Below are 19,448 nucleotides of genomic sequence, written 5' to 3' on the forward strand. Positions count from 1 at the left end.
AGCACAGGCATGATCGAGATCAACAACGAGTCGGCGATCGACGTCGACGAGACCGTGCTCCAGCGGCTGACCGACTTCAATCTCGCCCAGCTGCATGTCAGCCCCGACGCCGAGGTCGCGATCGTCCTCGTCGACGAGGGCGCCATGGAGGCGCTCCATGTGCAGTGGATGGACGAGCCGGGACCCACCGACGTGCTCAGCTTCCCGATGGACGAGCTGCGCCCCGGAACCGAGGACCGCCCGACCGCCCCCGGGCTGCTCGGCGACATCGTGCTCTGCCCGCAGGTCGCGGAGACCCAGGCGCAGGCGGCCGGCCACACCCTGATGGACGAGCTCATCCTGCTCACCACTCACGGGCTGCTCCACCTGCTGGGGTTCGACCACGCCGAGCCCGACGAGGAGCGTGAGATGTTCGGACTGCAGAAGGAGCTCATCCAAGGCTTCGCCGCGGCCGAACGCCGCCGATGACAGCGACTCTCCTGCTCATCGCCGCCGTGCTCCTGGTGGCGTTCGGCGGCCTGATGTCGGCCATCGATGCCGCCTACGGCGTCGCCTCGCGTGCGAACCTCGCCGACATGGCGACAGAAGGACGGCGGGCGAAGGCCCTGGGCCGCATCGCCTCCGATCTCGACGCGCACGTCAACGCGGTCGCCTTCATCCGCGTCCTGGCCGAGGTCACGGCCGCGGTGCTCGTGACCGTGGCGTTCACGATCCTCATCGAGAACAACTGGTGGGCGATGCTCGCCGCCGCTCTGCTGATGACAGCGATCACGTTCGTCCTCGTCGGCGCCAGCCCGCGGTCGTTCGGGCGGCAGCACGCCGAAGGCATGATCCGCGGCACCGCGTCGATCGTGCGCGGCCTGCGCATCTTCCTCGGCCCTCTCGCGCAGGCGCTCGTCGTGCTGGGCAACCGGGTCACCCCCGGCACCGGGCGCAGCTCGTTCACGAGCGAGGACCAGCTGCTCAGCATGGTCGACGAGGCGGCGTCCAACGACCTCATCGAAGAGGATGACCGCGATCTCATCCACTCGGTGTTCGACTTCACCGATCAGTTCGTCCGCGCCGTGATGGTGCCGCGTACCGAGATGGTGACCGTCGATGCGACCGCCACCACCGACGAAGCCATGTCGCTGTTCCTGAACCGCGGCGTCTCGCGGATGCCGGTGGTGGACGACGACGCCGATGACGTCGTCGGGGTGCTGTATCTCAAGGATCTGGTGCAGTTCGCGTACCGCGACGACAGCGCCTGGCGCGCGGCATCCATCCGTCCCATCGCCCGCCCCGCCACCTTCGTGCCTGAGTCGATGCGCGCGGAGACGCTCCTGCAGCAGATGAAGCGCGATGCCGTCCACGTCTGCCTGGTGATCGACGAGCACGGCGGCATCTCGGGACTCGTGACGCTCGAGGATCTGATCGAGGAGCTCGTCGGGGAGATCTCCGACGAGTACGATCAGGTATCCGCCGAGTTCGTCGATCTCGGCGATGGCCGGTACCGTGTGAGCGCCCGGCTCTCGCTCGAGGACGTCGGAGATCTCTTCGGCCTCGAACTCGAGGACGAGGACGTCGACTCGATCGGCGGTCTGCTCGGCAAGGCCCTGGGCCAGGTGCCGCAGCCCGGCGCGACCGCGACGGTCTCGGGGCTCGCGCTCACCGGTGGAGCATCGCGCGGCCGCGGTCGAGGAATCGCCACGGTCTTCGTGGAACGCACGGCGACGGAGCCCGACGCTTCGCAGGACGAGGGAGAACGACACGATGACTGAGAACACCCGAAGCGGGTTCGTGACCTTCGTCGGTCGACCGAACGTGGGCAAGTCCACGCTGACGAACGCGCTCGTCGGCGAGAAGATCGCCATCACCAGCGAGAAGCCGCAGACCACCCGTCGGGCCATCCGCGGCATCGTGAACCGTCCGGAGGGCCAGCTCGTCATCGTGGACACCCCCGGCATCCACAAGCCGCGCACGCTGCTCGGCGAACGTCTCAACGATCTCGTCGACCAGGTGCTCGGCGACGTCGACGTCATCGGCTTCTGCGTGCCGGCGACCGAGAAGGTCGGCCCGGGCGACCGCCGCATCGCCGCGTCCCTCGACGGATACGCGCGGGCGAAGAAGATCGCGATCGTCACGAAGACGGATGCCGCGGGTCGGGACGAGATCACCGAGCGGCTGATGGAGGTCGATGCCCTCCGCGAGGACTGGGCCGCCGTCATCCCGCTCTCCGCACTGACGCGGGACCAGCTCGAGGTGCTCGCCGACGAGGTGCTGAGCCTCATGCCGAAGGGACCTGCGCTCTATCCGGAGGGCATCACCACGGATGAATCGCAGGAGGACCGCATCGCCGAGATGATCCGCGAGGCGGCTCTGGACGGCGTGCGGGACGAGCTGCCGCACTCCATCGCTGTCGTGATCGATGACATCGCGCCCCGCGAGGGCACCGACCTGACCGACGTGCACGCCTCGATCGTGGTCGAGCGCGACAGCCAGAAGGCCATCATCATCGGGCACAAGGGCAAGCGTCTCAGTGACGTCGGTGCGCGTGCCCGCAAGGGCATCGAGGCGCTGCTCGGCACCCGCGTCTTCCTCGGGCTGCACGTCAAGGTCGCCAAGGAATGGCAGCGCGACCCGAAGCAGCTCGGCCGGCTCGGGTTCTGACATGAGGACCGGCGACACGTCGAGGGCGGCGGGCAGGCCGCCGACCCCGCGGGCATGAACGGGCGCAGCCCGGACCCGGAAGCGCTGCGGAACGAGGTCTTCACACGCGTCTTCGACGACCACTGGGCGTCGGTGCGTCACCACATCGAGTGCGTCGTCGCTGACGACGCCGAGGTGGCGGAGATCGTCTCCGAGGTGTTCCTCCTGGCCTGGTCGCGGCTCAAGCCGACGCGGCCGATGGGCCGCGTGTGGCTGCTGCGGGCGGCCGAGCGGCGCCTGCGCGCTCGGTCGGGGCGCGCCCTCACGCTGCACACCGCGCTCGATGCGGTGCACATCGGAGTCACCGGCGATTCGGCGCCTCCTGGGCGCGTCGGTCAGGCCGAGGTCGTGCGAGCTCTGGGTGTCCTCACCTCCAGGGAACGGCGTATCATCATGCTCACGTACTGGGATGGGCTCGCGGAGGGGGAGATCGCGGAGCTGTTGCGCGGTTCTGAGTCCCGGGTGCGGAGAACACTTCGCCGAGCGCAGGATCGTCTGCGCGCGGAGCTGGGCCTGGAGGGGGTGACATCCGGTGACGACTGAGAACTCGGTTCTCGAGAGGGCGTTGAGCGACGCCGATCCCGGGCGCACCCCGCGCGATGCCGTCCCTGACGCGAAGGCCATCGCGACCCGCGACCGCATCCTCCGTTCGACGGAGGCGCCGAAGAAGCGCCGTCGTGCGCGCGCTCTGGGCTGGGCGTCGGGGGTCGTCGCTGTCGCGACGGCCGCGGTCGTCGCCTTCGCGATGATCACGCCGCAAGTGGCCGCGGTCGCGGGCACGCCCGCTCCGCTGGACTTCGAGGGGGAGTCCACGGTGGCCGACATCGTCGAGGAGGCGCACACCGCCCTCGCCACGTCGGAGGGCCCTTCCGAGGCGGTGCGAACGGTCCGGACGGCGTCGTGGGGCTTCGCGGTCGAGGTCGGCAAGAAGGAGACGAAGGTCGTTCCGAAGCTCTCGACTCTGACGTGGGAGCCCGACGGCTCGGGGCGGATGACGATCATCGCGGGCGTCCCCTACGACCCCGCGGATGCCGTGGCCAACAGCACGGCCGAGGTGACCAGCAGCGGTGAGGTCGTCACTGATCTCATCATGGAACCCGGCGACTTCACGACACCGTGGACGACCGTCCCTGCTGCCGACGGTGCTGACATGTCCGCGATGCTCCGCGCTCTCGGCATGCCAGACGATCCCACCGCCTTCGATGTGGAGACCGCGTTCACGTCGGCCCTCCAGCAGTGGACGCTGACGAACGCGCAGCACGCCGAGCTTCTCTCTCTTCTGGAGGAGGCCGGCGACGGCGTCGCACTCGGCACCTCAACGGATCGTCTCGGACGACCGGTAGCGGGCATCCGCGTGCAATCTCCCGACGGGGCCGCGAGCGACCTCATCCTGATCTCGCGTGAGACGGGCCGGATCGTCGGGGTCGAACGCACCGTGCTGATCGCGGACGAGGTGTTCGACGCAGGGGCGATCATCTCCTACGAGATGTGGGATGTCACGGAAGGAACAATCGAATGACGCGTGCGACCTCGGCCCTTCTCGCGGGTCTCGTCGGAATCCTCCTCGCGATGACCTCGGCGCCGGCCTTCGCGGCTCCGTCCGACGATGCCGAGCCGGATCCGCAGATCACGGCGATGCTCGAAGAGGTTCCCGGAGGTGTCCTCATCGATTCGAGGCACGCGGTGTGGCCGGAGCTCGCGATGGAGCTGACCGTCCATGCGGACAAGGGGCGGTCCGCCCGTTCGGTCGGCAGCTGCGCGACGAACAGCATCTGCGTGTACAACGGCTTGTCGCTGGGGGGCACGAGCACCTTGACGTTCGGCACCTGCGGCAATCACACCATTCCGTCGACGTTCTCGGCGAAGTCGCTGGCGAACGCCCGCACCTCGGGCTACGTGCAGGCGCGCAACGCATCGGCGGTCGTCGCGACCGTGTATGCCGGGAACTGGGCCAACATCTCCGGAGGCGCCACGAGCCTCCGGTGCTACCTCTGAGGACGAGCATGGCATCGCAGTGGATCGCCCGGACCCCTGGTCCGCCGGAGGGGTGGGACTTCGTCGGCTACGAGCCGCCCGCTCCTCGCGCCGGTGAGGTCACGATCCGGGTGCGTGCGGCCGGCGTGAACCCGGCCGATGCGAAGCACGTCGCGGCCCCGCGGGGCGGAGTCGATTTCCCGGTGGCCATCGGATACGAGGTCTCGGGGGAGCTGATCGCGATCGGTCCGAACACCTCGATCGGATCGGGCGCCGCCGCCATCGGAGACGAGGTCGTCGCGTTCCGCGTGGGCGGCGGATACTCGACGGAACTCACCGTGCCCGCGGAGAAGGTGTTCGCCAAGCCCACGACGCTGACGCACCCCGAGGCGGCGAACCTCCTCCTCGTCGGCACCACCGCGGCTGAGATGCTCGCGGTCACCGGTGCCGCTCCGGGTGAGACGATCCTGCTCCACGGTGCCTCGGGCGCCGTCGGCCTCAGCGTGCTGCAGCAGGCGCGGCTGCGCGGCATCCGTGTGATCGGCACCGCCAGTGAGAGCCGCTTCGACGAGGTGCGCCGCTTCGGGGGGATCCCTGTCCGCTACGGCACGGGCCTCGCCGATCGGGTGCGCGACGCGGCGGATGGTCCGATCGCCGCCGCGCTCGATGCCGTCGGCACGGACGAGGCCGTGGATGTCTCGCTCGCACTCGTCGCCGACCGTCGGCGCATCGTCACGATCGCCGCGTTCGGGCGCGCGGAAGCCGACGACATCCTGGCCATCGCCGGGTCCATGCCGGCCAGCACGCGGTTCCGCGACGAGGTGCGCGGCGAGCTCGTCGCCCTGGCGCAGAACGGCGACCTCGTCGTGCCGATGGCTCGTTCGTTCCCACTCGACGATGCGCCCGAGGCGCATCGCCTCCTTGCGACCGGTCACCCCGGCGGCAAGCTCGCGTTGATCCCGGACGCCTGAGGCCCGGGTTCGGAGCGACTCGCGAGTCGCCCGCGACGAGAAAGTCGGTGATCGCACAGGCTCCGGCGACGGTCAGTCGACCTCGCGGAGCGACGACGTCACGATCACCACGTCGTCGCCGAACTCGGCGTCCGCGGCATCCTGAATCGTGCCGTCGTCCCACACGACCTGCAGCCATACGTACCCGCGGTCGGCGCCCACGGTCAGGGCATCGCGTCCGAGTCGGGCGGAGATGTCGTCTTGGATCCGCGTGAGGTCGACCTCGGCCGTCGTGCCCTCCGTGCCGCCGGTCGGATCCTCCGGCGCGACCGGATCGTACAGAGCGAGCATGATCGGCGGATCCGTGTTCGTCAGCCGCGTCCCGTCGTAGGTCGCGTAGACCGCATACGCACCCCACGTCGTCTCACCGCTGGTCTCGCTGCCCTCGAGGCCGTCCCAGGACCAGCCATCGATCGGGACACCGCTGCACTGCGGCGGGTAGGACTCCATGATCGCGCCCAGACACAGCTGTACGTCGCCCGCGACATCCAGAACGGTGCCGACGCCGATCACGCGTCCCTGCGGAAGGCCGGGCGTGACGTTCTCGAGGCGCTGGTCCGACGGGATAGCGGAATTCGTCGGGGCGGGCGAGCCGCCGGGGCTGTTCGCGCAGGCGCCGAGAGCGAGGACTCCGAAGACGGATGCCGTCGCGAGAAGCCTGCGACGCTGCGATGTGCTCATACTCCCCAGTGTCGCGTCCGCCGGGATCGTCTCACGACCGTCGAACGCGACCGGAGCTTCCCTGCTAGCATGGCCGCATGCCTTTCGGCGGTCTGCTTCTTCTTAGCTGCCGCGACGAGTCCTAAGAGCTAGGGCCTTCCTCGTCGCGGCGCTTGTGTTGGCCCGTACATCTTGACGAAGAGAAGAAGCCCATCATGCAGAACACTCAGCGCTCCTCAGCGATGCCGATCCACAAGTACCGGCCGTTCCACGAGCAGATCGACGTCCACCTGCCGGACCGCACCTGGCCCGACGCCCGCATCACCGAGGCGCCCCGCTGGTGCGCGGTCGACCTCCGCGATGGCAACCAGGCCCTCATCGACCCGATGTCGCCCGAGCGCAAGCGCGTCATGTTCGAGCTGCTCGTCAGCATGGGCTACAAGGAGATCGAGGTCGGCTTCCCGTCGGCGAGCCAGACCGACTTCGACTTCGTCCGCCAGCTCATCGAAGAGAACCTGATCCCGGACGACGTGACGATCCAGGTGCTGACCCAGGCGCGCGAGCACCTGATCGAGCGCACCTACGAGTCGATCGCCGGTGCCAAGCAGGCCATCGTGCACCTGTACAACTCGACCAGCGTGCTGCAGCGCGAGGTCGTCTTCCGCACCGACAAGCAGGGCATCATCGACATCGCGCTCGAAGGCGCGCGCCTGTGCCGGAAGTTCGAGAAGACCATCCCCGACACGAAGGTCTACTACGAGTACTCGCCCGAGAGCTACACGGGCACCGAGCTCGAGTTCGCTCTCGACATCTGCAACCAGGTCATCGAGGTCTTCGAGCCCACCCCTGACCGCAAGGTGATCATCAACCTGCCGGCGACCGTCGAGATGGCGTCGCCGAACGTCTACGCCGACTCGATCGAGTGGATGAGCCGCCACCTCGCCCACCGCGAGAACATCATCCTGTCGCTGCACCCGCACAACGACCGCGGCACGGCGATCGCCGCCGCTGAGCTCGGCTACATGGCCGGTGCCGACCGCATCGAGGGGTGCCTCTTCGGCAACGGCGAGCGCACCGGCAACGTCGACATCGTCGCGCTGGGCATCAACCTGTTCACGCAGGGCATCGACCCGCAGATCGACTTCAGCGACATCGACCAGGTCAAGCGCACGGTCGAGTACTGCAACCAGCTGCCCGTGCCCGAGCGCAGCCCGTGGGCCGGCGACCTCGTCTTCACGGCGTTCAGCGGTTCGCACCAGGATGCGATCAAGAAGGGCTTCGAGGCGATGGCCGTTCGGGCCGAAGCAGAGGGCGTCACCGTCGACGACATCGAGTGGGCCGTGCCGTACCTGCCGGTCGATCCGAAGGACCTGGGCCGTTCGTACGAGGCCGTCATCCGCGTCAACTCGCAGTCGGGCAAGGGAGGCGTCGCCTACCTGCTGAAGTCGGATCACGCGATCGACTTGCCGCGAAAGCTGCAGATCGAGTTCTCCGGTGTGGTGCAGGCGAAGACGGATGCCGAGGGCGGCGAGGTCACGAGCGACCAGATCTGGTCGATCTTCAACGACGAGTACCTGCCTGCGGATGACTCGGCGGCCAAGTGGGGTCGCTTCGAACTGCTCGCGACCCAGACCCGCAGCGACATGTCGGGCGAGGTCGTGCTCGACGTCGTGCTGCGTGATGACGAGCAGCAGCTCGCGGTGGCAGGGTCGGGCAACGGACCGGTCGCGGCGTTCGTCGAGGTGCTGCGTGCGCAGGGCTTCGACATCACGGTCTACGACTACGTCGAGCACGCACTCAGTGCGGGCGGCGACGCGCAGGCCGCTGCCTACGTCGAGCTGCAGGTCGGCGACCAGCGGCTGTGGGGCGTCGGCATCGACGGCGACATCTCGACCGCATCGCTCAAGGCGATCGTGTCGGGTGTGAACCGCTCGATCCGCACGCGCGCGCAGGAGCTGGCCGCGGTCTGACGGGTCTCGGCGTTTCGTCTCGCTGCTCTCGCTCAACGACCGAGGCACGTGCCATCGGTCGTTGAGCGAGGAGCGAAGCGACGAGACGAAACGCCGGACTCCGCTCAGTCGCGCGGCTTGACGATCGGGATCGCTCCCGTCTCGGCGGCGACCTTGCGGCGGTAGATGCGTCGCTGCTCGGGGAGCGAGACGTCGAAGCTCACCGCCAGTACACGGATCACGGCGGTGACGACGATGCCGATGATCGCGGCGAGGGTGATCGACATGCCGAAGCCGTTCGCGATCACGATGAACGTGCAGCCGGCGCCGGCTGCGACGGCATAGAGCGAGCCGACGTGCATGATCGCGGTCGGCAGGCCCATCAGCATGTCGCGCAGCACGCTGCCGCCCACTGCGGCGCAGACGCCGATGAAGACGGCGGGCACCTCGGGGATCCCGAAAGCCAGAGCCTTGCTCGTCCCGAACGCGCCGAACATCCCGATCACGACGGCATCGAGCACGACGATCACGGTGTTCAGGCGGCTGAAGAGTCCCGCGAGGAGCATTCCGAAGAGAGCGGCACCGGCGGCCGTGACGAGATACCACTGATTCTGCAGGGTGGCGGGCGTCTGACCGAGCAGGATGTCGCGGATCAGACCGCCGCCCATGCCGATCATGATGCCGATGATCGCCACGCCCAGCCAGTCCAGTCGGCGCTGCCCCTGGAACCCGGAGGCGAACAGCGCGCCCTGCACCCCACCGAGGCCGACGCCGAGGAGGTCCGCCCACAGCGGAATGGTGAAGAGCGGTTCGGTCACCCGTCCATTCTCGCGCACGGAGGATAATCGACGTGTGCCCACCTACCGAGACGAAGTGGTGATCCTGCGCACCCACAAGCTGGGTGAGGCCGATCGCATCGTCACCATGCTGTCGCGGCGGCATGGCAAGGTCCGTGCGGTGGCGAAGGGCGTGCGACGCACGTCGTCGAAGTTCGGCTCCCGGCTCGAGCCCTTCATGGTCGCCGATGTGCAGCTCTATCAGGGCCGCTCGCTCGACATCGTGCAGCAGGCGGAATCGCTCGGCTCCTACGGCACCGACATCGCCGCGCACTACGACCGCTTCACCTCGGCCAACGCGATGGTCGAGACCGCCGACCGCCTGAGCGATTCCGAGGCGACGCCCGAGCAGTACCTGCTCCTCGTCGGCGGTCTGCGCGCGCTCTCGCGGGGCGAGCACGTGCCGCGCAGCATCCTGGACTCGTATCTGCTGCGCGTGATGTCCCTCTCCGGATGGGCGCCCTCGCTCGACGACTGCGCCCGCTGTGCGGCGCCCGGACCGCACAGCACGTTCGTCGCCCAGCTGGGCGGCCTGGTGTGCGTGAACGATGCGCCGGCGGGAAGCCCGCGCATCGCCGAACGCACCCTCGAGCTGCTCCGCGCCCTGATCAGGGGTGACTGGGAGTTCATCGACGCGGCATCTCCCGCCGAGTCGGCTGCCGCGGCCGGGCTCGTCGGAGCCTATGCCCAGTGGCACCTGGAGCGCGGCATCCGCTCGCTCTCGCACGTTTCCGACATCCGAGGAGAAGGAGCACGGTGACTCCCAAGCCGTACACGCACAAGGATGCCGTGGCTTATCGCCCTCTCGACTGGACGGGTGTGCACCCGCCCGCGTTCCCCGCGGTGCCCGAGCACGTCGCCATCGTCATGGACGGCAACGGCCGCTGGGCGAACCGCCGCGGCCTGAACCGCGTCGAGGGACACAAGGCCGGCGAGGAGGTGCTCCTCGACGTCGTCGCGGGCGCGATCCAGGCCGGAGTGAAGCACCTGTCCGTGTACGCGTTCTCGACCGAGAACTGGGCGCGCTCTCCCGAGGAGGTGCGCTTCCTCATGGGGTACAACCGCGATGTGCTGCACCGCCGACGTGACCAGCTGAACGAGTGGGGCGTGCGGGTGCGCTGGGCCGGACGGAAGCCGCGGCTGTGGGGCAGCGTCATCAAGGAGCTGCAGTACGCCGAGCAGCTCACCAAGGGCAATGACGTGCTGACTCTCACGATGTGCGTCAACTACGGCGGTCGGATCGAGCTCGTCGATGCGATGCGCTCGATCGCGGCCGATGTCGCCGCGGGCAGGGTGAAGCCGAACGCGATCAGCGAGAAGATGATCCGGCGCCACCTCTACGTGCCCGACATGCCCGACGTCGACCTCTTCGTGCGGAGCTCGGGGGAGCAGCGCACCTCGAACTTCCTGCTCTGGGAGTCGGCGTACGCGGAGATGGTGTTCCTCGACACGCTCTGGCCCGACTTCTCCCGCGAGGAGCTGTGGCGCGCGATCAGCATCTACCTGTCGCGGGACCGTCGCTTCGGGGGAGCCGTCGACGCTCCAGACGCCACAGCCTGAGCGCGGAGCCACTTCTCCGTCTCCCGAGGATGGCGCAGGCGCACGATCGTGAGATGCGGGAAGTGCTCGATGACACCGGGCATGCGCTCCGCCCATTTGTGCAACGTGTTCGTCTGCCAGAGCAGGATGTTCTCCTCCGGCTCGCCGCGCCACATCTGCCATATCGGCTTCTCCACGTTCCCGTTCCACAGCGGGGTACGCAGGATGCCGCGGGCGAGGGTGCGGCGCAGCAGCCGTGAACGCACCACGCGGTACGGGTAGTCCAGCCAGACGACGAGCTGCGCGCGCGGCGGGAGGACCTCGTCGGTCCCCTTGCTCGTGTACTGCCACTCCGTGACCCAGCGATCCTCGGCCGCGAACGCGCGCACGTCGTCGAGGAACTCCGGTCGCGGCGTCCAGTCCGGGCCATGGAACAGTGCGTCGATCTCGACGTGCCGTAGGCCCCACGCGTCGCCGATCCGCCCGGCGAGGGTCGTCTTGCCCGACCCGGACACTCCCGCGATCAGCACGCGCTCCGGCCTGAGAGGCAGCGGATCGTCGGCGGAGAGCATCCGGAAATCCTATCGATCGCGGGGATTGTCGCGCTCCTCGGTTCCTGAGCGAGGAGCGCAGCGACGAGACGAAGGGCGCTCCGGAACTGCGAGATCCGGAATAGCTCACAGAACCATGCGGTTGGATGAAGGTGTGAGCGAACCCATCTCCATCGACATCTGGTCCGACATCGCCTGCCCCTGGTGCTACATCGGCAAGCGCAACCTCGAGAAGGGCCTCGAAGCCGTCTCCGCCGACGACGACGCCCCGGAGGTCACCGTGACCTTCCACTCCTTCGAGCTCTCGCCCGACACCCCCGTCGACTTCGACGGCGATGAGATCGACTTCCTGGCCGGACACAAGGGGATGCCGCGCGCGCAGGTCGAGCAGATGCTGTCGAACGTCACGGGCGTCGCGGCGAACGCGGGCCTCGAGTACCGTTTCGATCTCCTGCAGCACACCAACACCGTGAAGGCGCACGAGCTGCTCCACTTCGCGAAGGCCGAGGGCCTGCAGCACGCGATGGAGGAGCGCCTCATGTCCGCGTACTTCACCGAGGGCAAGCACGTCGGTCGCATCGACGACCTCGTCGAGCTCGCAGTCGAGGTCGGTCTCGACGCCGATCGGGCGCGCGAGGCGCTCGAGAGCGAGACGTACCTGCCGGCGGTCCGTCAGGACCAGGCGCAGGCGCAGGCCTACGGCATCCAGGGCGTGCCGTTCTTCGTGATCGACGGGCAGTACGGCATCTCGGGTGCGCAGCCGCCCGCAGCGTTCGAGAACGTGCTCCGCGATCTCTGGGCGAAGCGCGGAGAGACCGAGGACGAAGCAGCGGCCGTCCAGGCCTGAGGCACCTTTCGGATACCGAGGCGGCGCGAGCTCTGCTCCCGCCGCCTCGATCTGTCTCGGGGTGTCAGAGGCGCTCCTGCTTCGGGGCGAGGGGGAGCGGTTCCATGGGCTGGTCGTCGGCGGTGAGGTCGATGCCGAGGTCGCGGGCATAGACGACGCGAGTGGCGATCGACACGTCCTCGCCCGCCTCCGTGAGTTCGAACACGCGACCGCCGCGCATGCGGTTGCGCTCCTCTCCGTCGAGACCGTACGCACCGAAGCCGGCGCCCGGCGCGTATCCCAGCAGGACACCGTAGTAGTCGCCCACGTAGTCGTTGATGTGGTCGTGCCCGACGAACACGCCCTTCACGTCGCCGCGCTCGAGGATCGCGTTGAACATGCCCGAGTTGAACGGACCGGGGCACTCGTCCTCGTTCCTCTCGCCGACGATGCCGTGCCGGGCCTGGCCGCGTGCGGCGTCCGCCTCCGTGCGGGTGTCAACGCCTCCCCACCACATGAAGCGGTGCTCCCACAGGGCGATGTGCAGGAACATGAGACCGGGCAGCTTCGTTCCGCGGCGCTTCTCGAGCTCCTGCGACTGCTGGCGATACCACGCGACCTGATCCATGCGCAGCCAGTCCCAGGTCGGATAGCCGGCGAAGTCCTGGCCGTTCAACGCGTCGGGGGCGTAGCGGCCGGAGTCCATCAACCACAGTGCGAACGCCTCGCGGTTCTTCTTCGCCGACGAGGCGATCGTCGCGATCGTGTTGCTCGTGCCCGTCACGCCCCGGGTGTTCTCGGCATTCATGTTGTAGTCGTACGACCGGTAGATCGCCAGCATCCCCGCCTCGTCGACGCCCGACTCGGGCAGCGAGTCCTCGTCGTGATTGCCGAAGGTGACCGCCCAGGGGATCTGTCGGGCCTCCATCGGCCAGACGACGTTGTTGATCGCCTGCTTCACGGCGAGCCGCGTCTCGCATCCTCCGGTGATGACGTCGCCGTTGATGACGACGAAGTCCGGCGCCTCCTGATCGAGCACCTTCTCGATCAGCTCCACCGTGCGGCGGTCGGTGAGCTCGTCGTCCTGCGTGTCGTTGAACTGCACCACCTTGAAGGTGCCGTCCGCACGGAACTGCAGCCGTCCTGCCTTGCCGGGCTTCATCTGAGGGGACGGCGAAGCCGCGTTCGCCGGCGGGGTGCCGAGCGGCAGAGCGGTGCCCAGAGCGCCGAGCGCTCCGGCAGTGAGGACGGTTCGCCGGCTGATCGGCAGTCGGTCGGGCATGGTCGGTCTCCTTCGTCTTCCGGCGGATTCGCCGCGGAGAGACTAAGGACCAGGGGTGGCGTCGTGGCGACCAGCAGGTGAACGGACCCCGGTGGAGCTGCGCCTCCCGGGCGGGTGCTCGGGTGACGCGCAGGTGAACGACCCGCCCGTCGAGCGGTCTAGCGGGTCAGGGCCGCTTCGATCGCGCTGACGATCTCGGGGGCGTCCGGCTTCTGCTTCGGGCGGAAGCGCAGGACCTCGCCGTCGGGCAGCACGAGGAACTTCTCGAAGTTCCACTCGACGCGGCCCGCCTTGCCGCCGGCATCCGGGGCCTCCTTGAGCGCCTTGTAGAGCTCGGAGGCGTTCTTGCCGTTCACCTTGACCTTGTCGTTCACCGGGAACGAGACCCCGTAGGTCGTGGAGCAGAACTCGAGGATCTCGTCGACGGACCCCGGCTCCTGCCCGAAGAACTGGTTGCACGGGAAGCCCACGACGCTGAAGCCGCGGTCGCCGTAGAGGCGCTGCAGCTCCTCGAGCTGCTCGTACTGCGGGGTGAGGCCGCACTTCGAGGCGACGTTCACCACCAGCACCACATCGGCACCGAGGTCGTCGAGAGTCTTCTCGTTGCCCTGGGCGTCGGTGAAGGGGATCGAACGGAGCGCAGAATCGGTCATATTCACAGCTTAGGTCGCAGCATCCGCACCGGCTCCGCGTCTGGGAGAATGGAGGGGACATGACTCTCGCCACCGCCCCCGCCCGCCCTCTTCGCATCGGTCCGATCGATCTCGACGTGCCGGTCGTCCTCGCGCCCATGGCGGGGATCACGAACACCGCGTTCCGACGCCTGTGCCGCGAGTACGGCGCGGGGCTGTACGTCAGCGAGATGATCACGTCGCGGGCGCTGGTCGAGCGCAACGAGACCACGATGCGCCTGATCCAGCACCACGAGTCCGAGACGCCCCGCTCGATCCAGCTCTACGGCGTGGACCCGGCGACCATCGCCGAAGCCGTGCGCATCATCGTCGCCGAGGACCACGCCGATCACATCGACCTGAACTTCGGATGCCCGGTGCCGAAGGTCACGCGTCGAGGCGGGGGAGCGGCGCTCCCGTGGAAGTCGAAGCTGTTCGCCGACATCGTCGACCAGGCCGTCAAGGCCGCAGGCTCCATCCCGCTGACGGTGAAGATGCGCAAGGGCATCGACCGCGACCACCTGACGTTCATCGAGGCCGGGCGCGCCGCCGAGGACGCCGGTGCTGCCGCTGTCGCGCTCCACGCCCGCACGGCGGGCGAGTTCTATTCGGGGCACGCCGACTGGAACGCGATCGGCGAGCTCAAGCAGGCGGTCACGAGCATCCCGGTGCTCGGCAACGGCGACATCTGGTCGGCCGAAGACGCGGTGCGCATGATGGCGCAGACCGACTGCGACGGCGTCGTGGTCGGACGCGGGTGTCTCGGCCGTCCGTGGCTCTTCGGCGACCTGGCCGCGGCCTTCGGCGCGGGCCCCGCGACGAGCTCGGGGACCGGCCATGTGGTCGACGCGACTCTCGGCTTCGTCGCGAACGCGTTCCGTCGGCACGCCCAGCTGCTGGTGGAGTTCTTCGACGACGAGGATCGCGGCTGCCGCGACATCCGCAAGCACGTCTCCTGGTACTTCAAGGGCTATCCGGTCGGCGGAGACATCCGCACCGGACTCGCCACCGCATCCAGCCTCGCGGAGATCGACGACCTGCTCGGCCGACTCGACCACACCGCGCCGTACCCGGGTGCCGACGCGGAGGGCCAGCGCGGACGCGCCGGTCACCCGAAGCGCACGGCCCTGCCGGACAAGTGGCTGGAGTCGCGGGAGATCGAGTCGTCGGCGTCCGAGATGATGCGTGGAGCGGAGATCGAGAACAGTGGTGGCTGACCCTCAGGCCGGTGTGCGCGCCGACGGCTACGACGCCCGCGACGCCGAGCGCTTCTTCGCGGAGACGCACCGATCCGAGCGCGACGACTTCGCGCGCGACCGCGCCCGTGTGCTGCACTCGGCGGCGCTCCGCCGTCTCGCCGCGAAGACCCAGGTCCTGAGCCCAGCGAGCACCGCCGACTTCGCGCGCAACCGCCTGACCCACTCGCTCGAGGTCGCCCAGGTCGGACGCGAGCTCGCCACGGCCCTCGGCGTGTCCGCCGATGTGGTCGACACGGCCTGCCTGAGCCACGACCTCGGACACCCGCCGTTCGGGCACAACGGCGAGCGCGCGCTCAACGAGTGGGCCGAGCACATCGGGGGGTTCGAGGGCAACGCCCAGTCCCTCCGCATCCTGACCCGGCTCGAGGCGAAGGTCCTCGACGACGACGACCACTCCGTCGGACTCAACCTCACCAGGGCCAGCCTCGACGCGACCTGCAAGTACCCCTGGACGGTCGACAGTCCGGTCCCGGACCCGGGCGGTCGACTCAAGTTCGGCGTGTATCCCGAGGACGAGGCCGTGTTCCGGTGGATGCGCGAGGGTGCGCCCGGTCGCCTCCGCTGCATCGAGGCCGAGATCATGGATCTCTCCGACGACATCGCGTACTCCGTGCACGATTTCGAGGACGCGATCGTCAACGGCTACGTCGACGTCGCGCAGCTCGCGGATCCGCGCGGACACGATGCTCTCGTCGGCCGTATCCAGCAGTGGGTGGGCTACGACTTCACCCGTGACGAGCTCGCCGACGCCCTCTATCGTCTGGCCTCGCAGTCGATGTGGCTCCCGTCCTTCGACCGGTCGCGGCAGGCGCTCGCCCGTCTGAAGAACCTGACCAGCGATCTGATCGGCCGCTTCGCGCGCGCCTCCGTCTCGGCGACCCGCGACGCCTACGGGGGAAGCCATCTCGTGCGCTACAACGCTCACGTCGTCGTGCCCCGTGTCGTCGAGGCCGAGATCGCGGTGCTCAAGGGCATCATGGGCCAGGCGATCGTAACGATCGACGCGCGCAAGGGCGTCTACAAGGAGCAGCGGCGCGTGCTGAAGAGGCTGGCCGACTCGCTGTGGTCGACCGACGCCCTGTGGTCGGCGGGCGCCGATGTGCTCGAACCCGCGTTCGCCGCTGACTTCGTCGCCGCGGTCGACGACGCCGAGCGCGCCCGCGTGGTGGTCGACCAGATCGCGAGCCTCACCGACCAGAGCGCGATCGACTGGCACAACCGTCTGGTGGGGGAGATCGACCCCGCCGAGGTCGGGATCTGGACGCCGCGGCACGCCCGTGCGCGGGCAGGCGCGCACGCCGAGAGGCGGCCCGTCGCCGAAGGGGTGGGCTGATGCCCCGCATCCGGCAGGCCGACGTCGACGAGGTCAAGGCGCGCACGAACATCGCCGACATCGTCGGTGAGCGCGTGGCGCTGAAGTCGGCCGGGGTCGGATCGCTCAAGGGTCTGTGCCCCTTCCATGATGAGAAGAGCCCGAGCTTCCACGTGCGGCAGCAGGTCGGCTACTACCACTGCTTCGGCTGCGGCGAGTCGGGAGACGTCTACTCGTTCCTCCGCGAGATGGACCACGTCAGCTTCACGGAGGCTGTCGAGCGCCTGGCCGGCCGCATCGGTTACACGCTCCACTACGAAGACGGGGGAGCAGCCCCCGAGACCAGCGGACGCAGTCGCCTCTATGCCGCGAACACGGCCGCCGCGGAGTTCTTCCGCGCGCAGCTGCTCTCGCCGGACGCCGAGGCCGGACGGCGGTTCCTGGGTGAACGCGGATTCGACGCCGGGGCCGCGGCGCACTTCGGTGTCGGCTTCGCTCCGCGCGGCTGGGACGGGATGCTCAAGGCTCTCACGGCGCAGGGCTTCACCCGGGAGGAGCTCGCCACGGCAGGCCTCGTCTCGACAGGTCAGCGCGGCGTCTACGACCGGTTCCGCGGGCGTCTGGTCTGGCCGATCCGCGATGTCTCCGGGCAGACGATCGGCTTCGGCGCCCGCAAGCTCTTCGACGACGACCAGGGGCCGAAGTACCTGAACACGCCGGAGACCCCGATCTACAAGAAGGCGCAGGTGCTCTACGGGCTCGACCTCGCCAAGCGCGACATCTCGCGCGGAGATCCGCGCCGCGTGGTCGTGGTCGAGGGGTACACCGACGTCATGGCCTGCCATCTCGCCGGTCTCACGACGGCGATCGCGACGTGCGGCACCGCGTTCGGCACCGAGCACATCAAGGTGCTGCGCCGGGTGATGGGCGACGACAACGCCTCGGGCGAGGTCGTCTTCACGTTCGACGGTGACGAGGCCGGCCAGAAGGCGGCGCTGCGCGCGTTCACCGAGGACGACCGGTTCAACGCCCAGACCTTCGTGGCGGTCGCGCCGGACAGCCTCGATCCGTGCGATCTGCGACTGCAGCGAGGGGATGCCGCGGTGCGCGGGCTCATGGACGCCAAGGTGCCGATGTTCGAGTTCGCGATGGACCGGAAGCTGGGCGGCTTCGACCTCTCCACGGTCGAGGGTCGCGTCGGCGCGCTGCGTGCGGCCGCGCCCATCGTCGCCGAGATCAGGGACCGGCTGCTGCGCCCCGGGTACGAGCGCGTGCTGGCGCGCCGCCTCGGCATGGATCCCACCGAGGTGCACAGCGAGGTGGAACGTGCCGCGCGCGGTGCTTCGCAGCAGCCCGCGGCGCGGCGCGAGACGCCCCAGGCCGATCCGTCGACCGGTATCGCAGGCGTCGCGCCCGTCACCCTCGCGAGCCTGCCCCGGACGGCCGACGTCGCGGTCGAGCGCGATGCTCTGATGGGTGCCCTGCAGTACGGGCACCAGGTGGACCAGGATCTCCTGAACCGCGCCCTCGGCGCCCCGTTCCGGACACCGGGTCTCGACGCCGTGCGCGAGGCCGTGGCATCCGCTCCTGACCGCACGAGGGCGGGCTGGGTGACGGATGCCGTCAACGGCGTGCGCGAGCCCTACCGGTCCCTGGCCGGTGAGCTGCTGATGACGCCGTTCCCCGCCAGGAACGAGGAGGGTGCGGTCGCCTCGACGACCGATCTCGCCCGTCGTCTCATCCTCCGCCAGCTGGAGCGCGAGAAGCAGGAGCTGCTCGGCGCGGTGCAGCGGGTGCCCGCGGAGTCGGACGGCGGCCGCGCGCTGCGGATGCGTCTGAGAGACATCGACGCGGAGCGTCAGAGGTTCGCCGAGTCGTAACGCGCCCGCCGGGTCCGCAGAGGGCAGGATGGAGACATGTCCCGCAGGCCAGAATCCCAGAACGCGATCGAATGCTCGGATCTGGTGATCGACCGCATCGGGCACGGCACTCCCACCCGTGCCGTCGACGGTGTGACCTTCTCCCTCGCGCCGGGCGAGCTCATCTGCGTCGCCGGACCGACCGGTTCGGGGAAGTCCACCCTGGTCGCCGCCCTCGCGGGGTCGACCGACCCCTCGGTGCGCGTCGTCGGCGGAAGCGCCGTGGTCTGCGGCGTCGATGTGCGCAAGCCTGGTCGGAAGCACCGCATCCTCACGTATCGCACCGGCTTCGTGCCTCAGGGTGCGGGTGCCGACCTGCCGCCCCGTCTCACCGTCAACGAGGTGATCGCCGAGCCGATCCTCATCCGGGAGCGCCGGGTCAACACGAAGGCGCTGTCGATCCGCGTCGCGACCCTGCTCGACGAGCTGCACCTTCCGCTCGGCACCGCAGCCAAGTTCCCGTACGAGCTCAGCGCCGGCATGCGTCAGCGCGTGGCGATCGCCCGATCGTTCATCCTGGAGCCGAAGGTGCTCATCGCCGACGAGGTGCTCGCGAACCTCGACCTGGAGGTGCGTCCGGTGGTGTTCGACGCGATCACTCGTCGTCGGAGGGAGGAGTCGATGGCCGCTCTCCTCGTGACCAACGATGCGGCGTTCATCCGCGAGCTGAACGCCGAGACGCTCATGCTCCGCGGCGGTCATGTGGTCGCTCGCGGCGTCGGCAAGGACCTGCTCTGGGTTCCCAACGCCGAGTCGGATTCGCGGCACTGAACACGACACGCCCGACCTGCGCCGACCCCGCCCCGGTGTCACGAGTGGGGCTCGGAGTTTGCTAAGCTTGTCGAGTTGCCCGCGCAGCGGTGCACATTCCTCGGTAGCTCAATTGGCAGAGCAGCCGGCTGTTAACCGGCAGGTTCTTGGTTCGAGTCCAAGCCGGGGAGCCAAGATGGCCCGGAACTCCTTCGCGAGTTC

Annotated in this window: 20 protein-coding genes and 1 tRNA gene; 16 read left to right on the forward strand and 5 right to left on the reverse strand. The window is 68.8% G+C overall.

Annotated features, from left to right (window positions below):
- Positions 1–9: 9 nt before the first annotated feature.
- From ybeY to LBN7_RS18365, 7 genes are read left to right on the forward strand one after another with little or no spacing between them, the layout of a single operon-like run.
- Complete coding sequence (gene ybeY / locus LBN7_RS18335) at positions 10–468, forward strand: rRNA maturation RNase YbeY (RefSeq protein WP_017202321.1); 459 nt, start codon at positions 10–12, stop codon at positions 466–468.
- A complete protein-coding gene (locus LBN7_RS18340) occupies positions 465–1,760 on the forward strand; it encodes a hemolysin family protein (RefSeq protein WP_116636660.1) in 1,296 nt (431 codons plus the stop codon). Before ybeY ends, LBN7_RS18340 begins: the two co-directional genes overlap by 4 nt.
- Entirely contained in the window at positions 1,753–2,649 is an 897-nt protein-coding gene (gene era, locus LBN7_RS18345; RefSeq protein WP_116636659.1) for a GTPase Era, read from the forward strand. The genes LBN7_RS18340 and era overlap by 8 nt, the downstream gene beginning before the upstream one ends.
- 54 nt (positions 2,650–2,703) lie before the next feature.
- Positions 2,704–3,231, forward strand: a complete 528-nt coding sequence (locus LBN7_RS18350; RefSeq protein WP_116636658.1) for a sigma-70 family RNA polymerase sigma factor — start codon at positions 2,704–2,706, stop codon at positions 3,229–3,231.
- Complete coding sequence (locus LBN7_RS18355; protein WP_116636657.1) at positions 3,221–4,207, forward strand: hypothetical protein; 987 nt, start codon at positions 3,221–3,223, stop codon at positions 4,205–4,207. Before LBN7_RS18350 ends, LBN7_RS18355 begins: the two co-directional genes overlap by 11 nt.
- Complete coding sequence (locus LBN7_RS18360; protein WP_407360449.1) at positions 4,204–4,683, forward strand: hypothetical protein; 480 nt, start codon at positions 4,204–4,206, stop codon at positions 4,681–4,683. The genes LBN7_RS18355 and LBN7_RS18360 overlap by 4 nt, the downstream gene beginning before the upstream one ends.
- Positions 4,684–4,691: 8 nt before the next feature.
- A complete protein-coding gene (locus LBN7_RS18365) occupies positions 4,692–5,633 on the forward strand; it encodes an NADP-dependent oxidoreductase (protein ID WP_407360450.1) in 942 nt (313 codons plus the stop codon).
- A 72-nt stretch (positions 5,634–5,705) separates the two neighbouring features.
- Here LBN7_RS18365 and LBN7_RS18370 read toward each other — a convergent pair whose 3' ends face one another.
- Positions 5,706–6,353 (reverse strand): hypothetical protein, encoded by a 648-nt coding sequence (locus LBN7_RS18370; RefSeq protein ID WP_407360451.1) that lies wholly within the window; start codon positions 6,351–6,353, stop codon positions 5,706–5,708.
- Positions 6,354–6,547: 194 nt separating this feature from the next.
- Here LBN7_RS18370 and leuA point away from each other — a divergent pair, with 194 nt between their 5' ends.
- Positions 6,548–8,302: a 2-isopropylmalate synthase gene (gene leuA, locus LBN7_RS18375; RefSeq protein WP_341945263.1), complete on the forward strand. Its 1,755-nt coding sequence runs from the start codon at positions 6,548–6,550 to the stop codon at positions 8,300–8,302.
- A gap of 104 nt (positions 8,303–8,406) precedes the next feature.
- Here the strand turns inward: leuA and LBN7_RS18380 are convergent, their stop codons facing one another.
- Entirely contained in the window at positions 8,407–9,099 is a 693-nt protein-coding gene (locus LBN7_RS18380; protein WP_116636651.1) for a trimeric intracellular cation channel family protein, read from the reverse strand.
- Positions 9,100–9,133: 34 nt separating this feature from the next.
- On the opposite strand from LBN7_RS18380, the gene recO reads away from it, so the two are divergent.
- Both recO and LBN7_RS18390 read left to right on the forward strand, forming a co-directional pair.
- Complete coding sequence (gene recO, locus LBN7_RS18385; RefSeq protein WP_282216932.1) at positions 9,134–9,877, forward strand: DNA repair protein RecO; 744 nt, start codon at positions 9,134–9,136, stop codon at positions 9,875–9,877.
- Positions 9,874–10,677, forward strand: a complete 804-nt coding sequence (locus tag LBN7_RS18390) for an isoprenyl transferase (RefSeq protein ID WP_341945266.1) — start codon at positions 9,874–9,876, stop codon at positions 10,675–10,677. Before recO ends, LBN7_RS18390 begins: the two co-directional genes overlap by 4 nt.
- Here LBN7_RS18390 and LBN7_RS18395 read toward each other — a convergent pair.
- Positions 10,617–11,228 (reverse strand): AAA family ATPase, encoded by a 612-nt coding sequence (locus tag LBN7_RS18395; RefSeq protein ID WP_407360452.1) that lies wholly within the window; start codon positions 11,226–11,228, stop codon positions 10,617–10,619. The two genes, LBN7_RS18390 and LBN7_RS18395, sit on opposite strands and share 61 nt — an antisense overlap.
- Positions 11,229–11,361: 133 nt before the next feature.
- On the opposite strand from LBN7_RS18395, the gene LBN7_RS18400 reads away from it, so the two are divergent.
- Positions 11,362–12,054, forward strand: coding sequence for a DsbA family protein (locus LBN7_RS18400; protein WP_116636647.1), 693 nt, complete (start codon positions 11,362–11,364; stop codon positions 12,052–12,054).
- A gap of 64 nt (positions 12,055–12,118) precedes the next feature.
- On the opposite strand, the gene LBN7_RS18405 is transcribed toward LBN7_RS18400, so the two are convergent.
- Both LBN7_RS18405 and LBN7_RS18410 read right to left on the reverse strand, forming a co-directional pair.
- Positions 12,119–13,315, reverse strand: a complete 1,197-nt coding sequence (locus LBN7_RS18405) for a metallophosphoesterase family protein (protein WP_165808126.1) — start codon at positions 13,313–13,315, stop codon at positions 12,119–12,121.
- A 158-nt stretch (positions 13,316–13,473) separates the two neighbouring features.
- On the reverse strand, positions 13,474–13,968 hold the full coding sequence (locus LBN7_RS18410; RefSeq protein WP_116636646.1) for a glutathione peroxidase: 495 nt from the start codon (positions 13,966–13,968) through the stop codon (positions 13,474–13,476).
- A gap of 59 nt (positions 13,969–14,027) precedes the next feature.
- On the opposite strand from LBN7_RS18410, the gene dusB reads away from it, so the two are divergent.
- The 5 genes from dusB (at position 14,028) to LBN7_RS18435 (ending at position 19,420) form a co-directional block, all read left to right on the forward strand.
- Positions 14,028–15,203 (forward strand): tRNA dihydrouridine synthase DusB, encoded by a 1,176-nt coding sequence (dusB, locus tag LBN7_RS18415; protein ID WP_407360453.1) that lies wholly within the window; start codon positions 14,028–14,030, stop codon positions 15,201–15,203.
- Positions 15,193–16,578, forward strand: coding sequence for a deoxyguanosinetriphosphate triphosphohydrolase (locus tag LBN7_RS18420; RefSeq protein ID WP_341945270.1), 1,386 nt, complete (start codon positions 15,193–15,195; stop codon positions 16,576–16,578). Before dusB ends, LBN7_RS18420 begins: the two co-directional genes overlap by 11 nt.
- The gene (dnaG, locus tag LBN7_RS18425; protein WP_116636643.1) at positions 16,578–18,437 is read left to right on the forward strand and encodes a DNA primase; all 1,860 of its coding nucleotides are present in this window, start codon (positions 16,578–16,580) and stop codon (positions 18,435–18,437) included. The genes LBN7_RS18420 and dnaG overlap by 1 nt, the downstream gene beginning before the upstream one ends.
- A 36-nt stretch (positions 18,438–18,473) precedes the next feature.
- Complete coding sequence (locus LBN7_RS18430) at positions 18,474–19,247, forward strand: ATP-binding cassette domain-containing protein (RefSeq protein WP_407360454.1); 774 nt, start codon at positions 18,474–18,476, stop codon at positions 19,245–19,247.
- 97 nt (positions 19,248–19,344) lie between these two features.
- A tRNA-Asn gene (locus tag LBN7_RS18435) sits at positions 19,345–19,420 on the forward strand.
- Positions 19,421–19,448 lie beyond the last annotated feature (28 nt).

Source organism: Microbacterium sp. LBN7, from assembly GCF_045690345.1.
Taxonomy (GTDB): Bacteria; Actinomycetota; Actinomycetes; order Actinomycetales; family Microbacteriaceae; genus Microbacterium.

Excerpts from the sequence above, each read along its gene's own strand:
- ybeY (WP_017202321.1), top strand. The coding sequence starts at position 10 with ATGATCGAGATCAACAACGAGTCGGCGATCGACGTCGACGAGACCGTG.
- LBN7_RS18340 (WP_116636660.1), top strand. The coding sequence starts at position 465 with ATGACAGCGACTCTCCTGCTCATCGCCGCCGTGCTCCTGGTGGCGTTC.
- era (WP_116636659.1), top strand. The coding sequence starts at position 1,753 with ATGACTGAGAACACCCGAAGCGGGTTCGTGACCTTCGTCGGTCGACCG.
- LBN7_RS18350 (WP_116636658.1), top strand. The coding sequence starts at position 2,704 with ATGAACGGGCGCAGCCCGGACCCGGAAGCGCTGCGGAACGAGGTCTTC.
- LBN7_RS18360 (WP_407360449.1), top strand. The coding sequence starts at position 4,204 with ATGACGCGTGCGACCTCGGCCCTTCTCGCGGGTCTCGTCGGAATCCTC.
- LBN7_RS18365 (WP_407360450.1), top strand. The coding sequence starts at position 4,692 with ATGGCATCGCAGTGGATCGCCCGGACCCCTGGTCCGCCGGAGGGGTGG.
- LBN7_RS18370 (WP_407360451.1), bottom strand. The coding sequence starts at position 6,353 with ATGAGCACATCGCAGCGTCGCAGGCTTCTCGCGACGGCATCCGTCTTC.
- leuA (WP_341945263.1), top strand. The coding sequence starts at position 6,548 with ATGCAGAACACTCAGCGCTCCTCAGCGATGCCGATCCACAAGTACCGG.
- LBN7_RS18395 (WP_407360452.1), bottom strand. The coding sequence starts at position 11,228 with ATGCTCTCCGCCGACGATCCGCTGCCTCTCAGGCCGGAGCGCGTGCTG.
- LBN7_RS18405 (WP_165808126.1), bottom strand. The coding sequence starts at position 13,315 with ATGCCCGACCGACTGCCGATCAGCCGGCGAACCGTCCTCACTGCCGGA.
- LBN7_RS18410 (WP_116636646.1), bottom strand. The coding sequence starts at position 13,968 with ATGACCGATTCTGCGCTCCGTTCGATCCCCTTCACCGACGCCCAGGGC.
- dusB (WP_407360453.1), top strand. The coding sequence starts at position 14,028 with ATGACTCTCGCCACCGCCCCCGCCCGCCCTCTTCGCATCGGTCCGATC.
- dnaG (WP_116636643.1), top strand. The coding sequence starts at position 16,578 with ATGCCCCGCATCCGGCAGGCCGACGTCGACGAGGTCAAGGCGCGCACG.
- LBN7_RS18430 (WP_407360454.1), top strand. The coding sequence starts at position 18,474 with ATGTCCCGCAGGCCAGAATCCCAGAACGCGATCGAATGCTCGGATCTG.